Source organism: Actinomadura sp. KC06, assembly GCF_004348735.1.
In the GTDB taxonomy this organism is placed as follows: Bacteria; Actinomycetota; Actinomycetes; order Streptosporangiales; family Streptosporangiaceae; genus Spirillospora.
In genome coordinates, this window is record NZ_SMKT01000290.1 from 1 (window position 1) to 5,977 (window position 5,977).

The 5,977-nt window shown below is 72.8% G+C and carries 7 protein-coding genes; 3 read left to right on the top strand and 4 right to left on the bottom strand.

The window, feature by feature from the left end:
- The 4 genes from E1287_RS41615 to E1287_RS41630 all read right to left on the bottom strand — a co-directional run.
- A partial coding sequence (locus E1287_RS41615; RefSeq protein WP_207934785.1) for a hypothetical protein occupies positions 1–400 on the bottom strand: 400 nt, incomplete at its 3' end.
- Complete coding sequence (locus tag E1287_RS41620; protein ID WP_207934786.1) at positions 397–1,107, bottom strand: RNA polymerase sigma factor; 711 nt, start codon at positions 1,105–1,107, stop codon at positions 397–399. The genes E1287_RS41615 and E1287_RS41620, both read right to left, overlap by 4 nt.
- A 97-nt stretch (positions 1,108–1,204) precedes the next feature.
- A complete protein-coding gene (locus E1287_RS41625) occupies positions 1,205–2,650 on the bottom strand; it encodes a HAMP domain-containing sensor histidine kinase (RefSeq protein WP_131971375.1) in 1,446 nt (481 codons plus the stop codon).
- 1 nt (position 2,651) lies between these two features.
- Positions 2,652–3,332 carry a response regulator transcription factor gene (locus E1287_RS41630; protein WP_131971377.1) on the bottom strand — a complete coding sequence of 227 codons (681 nt, stop codon included), beginning with the start codon at positions 3,330–3,332 and terminating at the stop codon, positions 2,652–2,654.
- Between the two features lie 135 nt (positions 3,333–3,467).
- Here E1287_RS41630 and E1287_RS41635 point away from each other — a divergent pair, with 135 nt between their 5' ends.
- From E1287_RS41635 to E1287_RS41645, 3 genes are all read left to right on the top strand, one after another.
- Complete coding sequence (locus E1287_RS41635) at positions 3,468–4,097, top strand: PepSY domain-containing protein (protein WP_131971379.1); 630 nt, start codon at positions 3,468–3,470, stop codon at positions 4,095–4,097.
- 29 nt (positions 4,098–4,126) lie between these two features.
- Positions 4,127–4,930 carry an SAM-dependent methyltransferase gene (locus E1287_RS41640; protein WP_131971382.1) on the top strand — a complete coding sequence of 268 codons (804 nt, stop codon included), beginning with the start codon at positions 4,127–4,129 and terminating at the stop codon, positions 4,928–4,930.
- Between the two features lie 62 nt (positions 4,931–4,992).
- A complete protein-coding gene (locus E1287_RS41645) occupies positions 4,993–5,766 on the top strand; it encodes a metalloregulator ArsR/SmtB family transcription factor (RefSeq protein WP_131971384.1) in 774 nt (257 codons plus the stop codon).
- The last annotated feature ends 211 nt before the right edge of the window (positions 5,767–5,977 follow it).

Genomic DNA, 5,977 nt, shown 5'->3' on the forward strand with positions numbered 1-5,977 from the left:
CAGTGGCGGAGGGCGGAGCCGGTGAGCGTGGCGGCGATTTCAGGGCGGGCAGGTGACCGCTGCTCGCGGCCAGGGCGACGCCGCCCACGGCCGTTCCGGCGACCGCCACCGCGATGAGCGCCTTGGCGGTGGCGATCTCCAGCAGCGCCCGGCGTACCGTCCGGTGGCGGCCCTCCGGGCGGGGCGAGCTGAGCCGGGCCTCGCGGAAGGCCGCTACGGCCGCGTCCTCACCGGCGAGTTCTTGATCGGACGGCGGAGCGGTGGCGGCGGCGAGCAGACCCGCGACCGGATGCGTGGCCGACAGCGGGTCTCGCCAGACACCCGCCAGGAGATCTTCGGCGGTGTTTCCGTCGAGTTCCCATTCGGCCCGCCGGTCGCCGCGGCGGCGATCAAAGCTCATGGGAGCTCACCTTCAGCGTCGTGTTCACCGTGCCACTGCCCAGGGGCCGATGCGGGGGCGGCGGGTCCCGTCTCGTCGTCCGCCCGTGGTGTTCCACCCGCGTGGTCCAGGCGGTCGGCGAGGCTCAGCACCCCCTGGCAGGCCGCCGCCTGGACCGCTTCGGCGCTCTTGCCCAAGATCTCTGCCGTCTGGTGGTCGTCCAAACCCATCACGACCCGGAGCAGCACCGCCTCTGACTGTTCGGCGGGCAGAGCGGCGATCAGCGCGATCGCGGCATCGGGAGACAGCGGCTCGGCCATCCGATCGTCCGCTGCCTGGGCGGGCCGTGCCCGGATCGGCCCGGCCGTGCGGCGTCCGCTCAGATGGTCGAGGGCGCGGTTGCGGGCGATCACCGTGGCCCAGCCGCGAAAGCGCTGGAAGTCGCCGCGGAAGTCGGCCAACCCATCCGCGATCTCCCGCCAGGTCTGCGCCGCCACCTGGTCGGCGGCCTCGCCCACCAGCGCCCACAGGTAACGCAGCAGGCGCGGCTGGACGGCTCGATACAGCCTGCGGAAGGCGTCCTCGTCTCCGCTCTGTGCCGCTCGAACGGCCGTCGACAAACGCTTGTCGGTCCTGGCCACGTCCGCTCCCGCCCTCGGCCGCCTCCGTGGGATCGCCGGATACGGCGCCGGCACCTTCAGAGTCTCGTGATCGGTGCCGTCCGGCAAAGGTCCACACTAGTGATACCGCGACCGCCAAAGCGACGGGGCCAATTCACTCATGTTGCGGTTTGAGCCGCCCGGGTTCCGGGATGGGGTCGGCTCCTCAGACAAGTACCGGCAGGCGTACCTCGAAGAGCGCGCCGCCGCCGGGGGGCTCGCCGACGGTGAGGTCGCCGCCGTGGGCGGTCACGAGATCTCTGGCGATGGCGAGGCCGAGTCCGGCGCCTCCTTCGTCGCGGCTGCGGGCGTCGTCCAGGCGGACGAAGCGCTCGAAGATCCGGTCGCGGTCGGCGGACGGTACGCCGGGTCCGTCGTCGGCGATCCGCACGATCGCGGTGCCCGCCTCCTGGTGCAGTGTCAGGCGGACGGCGGCGTCCGCGTGGCGTTGGGCGTTGTCGAGGAGGTTGCCGATCACTCGGGAGAGGCGTCCGGGGACGCCCATGACCTGCGGGTCGGCCTCGATCGAGGCCTGGACGGGGATCCGGTCGCCCGCCGCGCGCCGGTCGAGTTCGTCGCGGACGAGGCGGCCGAGCGCGACGGGACGTTCCGGTGGACGGTCGCCCGCGTCGATCTGGGCCAAGAGCAGCAGGTCGGCGGCCAGGTCCTGGAGGCGCACGACGTCTTCGGTCAGGCCGTCCACGTCGAGCAGTTCCGGATGCGCCGCCGCGACCTCCAGTTGGGTCCGCAGCGACGCGATGGGACTGCGCAGCTCGTGCGAGGCGTCCGCGACGAACCCGCGCTGCTTGGCGACGGAGTCTTCCAGGGCAGCAAGGGTCGCGTTGGTCGTGGCGGCCAGCCCGGCGATCTCGTCCCGCGACCCGGGCACGGGCACCCGCCGGGCCAGGTCCCCGGCCGCGGTGATCTCGGCCAGCTCCGCCCGGACGCCCTCCACCGGGCGCAGCGCCCGCCGCGTGACCAGCCAGGTCACGCCCGCGACCACGGCGAGCAGCAGCGGCAGGCCGGTGAGCATCGCCCGGGTGACGGTGCCGACCGCGTCCCGCGCGGCGGCCAGGTCCGCGCCCGCGTAGACGGTGACGGTCTCGTCCGCGGGCGTCGTCGCCTCGACCGCCGCGAACCGGTAGTCGGCGGTCCGGCCGTCCACGGTCGCGCTGCCGGTGGAGAACCGCGGACCGTCGTCCGACACCTCGCCGCGTCCGGGATCGTCATCGGAGCCGGAATCGTCATCGGAGTCGGAGCCTGGGTCGCCGTCGGGCCGGGGAGGGGACGGCTCGGGCCGCACGTCCGGCGATCCCGTCCCGGTGACCGCCTCCAGGTCCTCGCCGACGGCGCGCACGCGGCCGCGCTCGTCCACGACCTGCACCGGATGGTCGTCGCCCTCCGGCAGGTCGAGGCTCCGGTACGGGACGCCGGTCGCGAGCTGCGACGCGACCTCCCGGGCCGCGACCTCCGCCTCCAGATCGGCCTGCCCGCCGAGGTTCGCGCGGAGCAGCAGCACCACCGCGAACCCGGCGGCGACCAGCGCGACCGCCACCACGGCGGTCGCGCCGAGCGTCGTCCGCGCCCGGACGGACGAGAGCCGCCGCGGCACGTCAGGCGCCCCCGTCCCTGGCCAGCCGGTATCCCGCGCCGCGCACCGTCGTGATGGACCTGCGCCCGAACGGGACGTCCAGCTTGCGGCGCAGCGCGCTCACGTACACCTCGACGATGTTGGGGTCCCCGTCGTAGGCGAAGTCCCAGACCGCCTCCATGATCTGCGTCTTCGACACGACCCGGCCCGCGTTCGCGGCCAGGTGCTCCAGGACGGCGAACTCCTTCGCGGTCAGCTCCACCTCCGCGTCGCCGCGGAACACCCGCCGCGCCGCCGGGTCGACGACGAGGTCGCCCAGCGCGATGGCCGGGGCGGCGCCGCGCGTCCGGCGGCGCAGGAGCGCGCGGATGCGGGCGACCAGCACCACGTACGAGAACGGCTTGGTGAGGTAGTCGTCCGCGCCCGTGTCCAGGCCCTCGGCCTCGTCGTACTCGCCGTCCTTGGCGGTCAGCATCAGGATCGGCGTGTCGTCGCCCGCGGCCCGCAGCGACGCGCACACCCGGTAGCCGTTCATTCCGGGCAGCATGATGTCGAGGACGATCAGGTCGAACTCCCCGCCGAGCGCCCGGTCGAGCCCCTCCGCGCCGTCATGGACGGTCTCGACCACGAACCCCTCGGCCGCGAGGCCGCGGGCGAGCGACGTGGCCAGGCGTTTCTCGTCCTCCACGATCAGCAGGCGCATGCCCACAGCCTGCCAAACCGTCCCTGAAGAAGGCTTCAGGAAGCTTCAGGGCGGCTACAGGAACCACCGGCATCGTCGATGGCGCACGGGGCGGCCGGATCCGCCGGCCGCCGACCGCGACACCTGGAGGGTGCAATGAGGATCGACGCACGGCGCTTCGTCTCCGGACGAGGGCTGCTGGTCACGGTGGTCGCCGCGGGCGTTCTCGCCGGCGGGGGAGCGGCCACCGCGTTCGCGGCCAACGACGGCCCGGGGACGCCGACGCCTCCGTCCGGTGGCGCGTCCCCCCGGTCCGGGGCCCAGGTCACGGCGGCGGAGGCGGCGGCCGCGGCGCTGAAGGCGTCCCCCGGCACGGTCGAGGAGATCGAGCTGGACGATGACGACGGCGGGCGCGCCTGGGAGATCGACATCGTCGCCAACGGCGGCGGACGGCGGGACGTGACCGTCGACTCCGGCACCGGCAAGGTCCTGTCCGACCGCGCGGCCCGCCCGGACGACGGCGACGACGACGGCGACGACGATGACGACGACCGGCCCCTGTCCGCCGCCGCGCTGAGGAAGGCCCAGGTCAGCGCGGCGGACGCCGTCGGCGCCGCGCTGAAGGCGGTTCCCGGCACCGTGACGTCCGTCGACTTCGAGAGCGAGGACGGCAAGGCCCTCTGGGAGGTCGACGTCACCGGCCCGGGCGGGACCGAGCACGAGCTGACCGTGGACGCCGCCAACGCCAAGGTTCTCACCAACGGGACAGACGAAGACGACGACTGACGGGCGAGGGGCCGGGAACGGAACCGCGTATGAGCGCAGACAGGCCCGGCCCCGACATCGACACGAGCGTCCCCCACGTGGCGCGCATCTGGAACTACTGGCTCGGCGGCAAGGACAACTACCCGGTGGACCGGGAGGTCGGCGACCAGATCCTCGGGATGCTCCCGGACGTGGCGCGCCTCGCCCGCGCGTCCAGGCTGTTCCTCAACCGGATCGTCTGGCATCTGGCCGCCGAGGCAGGCGTCCGCCAGTTCATCGACGTCGGGTCGGGCCTGCCCACGGTGGACAACACCCATGAGGTCGCGCAGCGGGCGGCGCCCGAGTCGAAGATCGTCTACGTGGACCACGACCCGCTCGTCCTGCAGCACGCGCGGGCGCTGCTCACGAGCACGCCCGAGGGCGAGACCGCCTACGTCCACGCCGACCTGCGCGACCCCGACCGCATCCTGGACGCCGCCGCGCAGACTCTGGACTTCGACCGGCCGATCGCGTTCACGCTGATGGGCGTCCTGGAGTTCATCCCGGACGACGAGGAGGCGTACGCGATCGTCCGCCGGCTTATGGACGCGGTGCCGCCGGGCAGCTATCTCGCCGTGTCCGACGGGACGAACGTCGTCCACGGCGAGGCGTCCGACCGGATCGTCGAGGTCTGGAACGCGTCCGGGAACGCGCCGCTGGTCCTGCGCACCCCCGAGCAGATCGGGCGGTTCTTCGACGGCCTGGAGGTGCTGGAGCCGGGCGTTGTGCCCGTGACGCATTGGCGTCCGGACGGCACCTCCGAGCCGAACGCCGTGGACGCCTACGGCGGCGTCGGCCGCAAGCCGCCGGTTTGACATGCAGCCGTCCGGCTGCCTATTGTGAAAGGCAACCAGATGGCTGCATATAGGGACGGTGCATGGACGACGTCTTCAAGGCGCTCGCCGACGCGAGCCGGCGCCGGCTGCTGGACAGCCTCAACACCCGCAACGGGCAGACCCTCCGGGAGCTGTGCGCCGGGCTGGACATGGCCCGGCAGTCGGTCAGCAAGCACCTCGCCGTGCTGGAGGACGCGAACCTGGTGACCACCATGCGCCGGGGACGCGAGAAGCTCCACTACCTGAACGCCGCCCCGATCAACGCCATCGCCGACCGGTGGATGAGCCGGTACGACCGCGAGCGGGCGAACGCGCTCGCCGACCTGAAGACCGCATTGGAGCAGGACCCGATGAGCGAATTCGTCTACACCACCTACATCCGCACCACGCCCGAGCGGCTCTGGCAGGCGCTGACCGACCCGGCCTTCACCCGCCGCTACTGGGGCGTCGCCTTCGAGACCGACTGGACGCCCGGCTCCACCATCTCCTGGCACGAGGAGAACGCGACGATGGCCGACCCGGAGCAGGTCGTCCTCGAAGCCGACCCGCCCCGCCGCCTCGCCTACACCTGGCACACCTTCACCCCGGAATGGGCGAAGGCCGTGGGCGTGGACGAGGACACGCGCGCGAAACTCCTGGCCGAACCCCGTTCCAAGGTCACCTTCGACATCGAACCGTCCGGCGAGACGGTCAAGCTGACGGTCGTCCACGAGGCGGGCGACGCCCTCCTGGACATGTGCCGCCACGGCTGGCCGCACGTCCTGTCCGGCCTCAAGACCCTCCTGGAGACAGGAGAACCCCTCCCCGCCGAATAGACCGGGAGAATCCCCTGGCCGCGCGGGGCCGGGCTAGAGGCGCCTGCCGTTGCTGCCGGGTTCTTCTTCGCCGTCGGTGGTGTGCTCGGGTTCCAGGTACTCGTCGTCGGGCCAGAGTGTGTCGGCGAGGCAGGCGAGGTACTCCTCGTCGGCGGGGTCGAGCTCGGCGGTCATCGACTCCGGGTGGACGGCGGGGGAGGCGCCGTGAGGC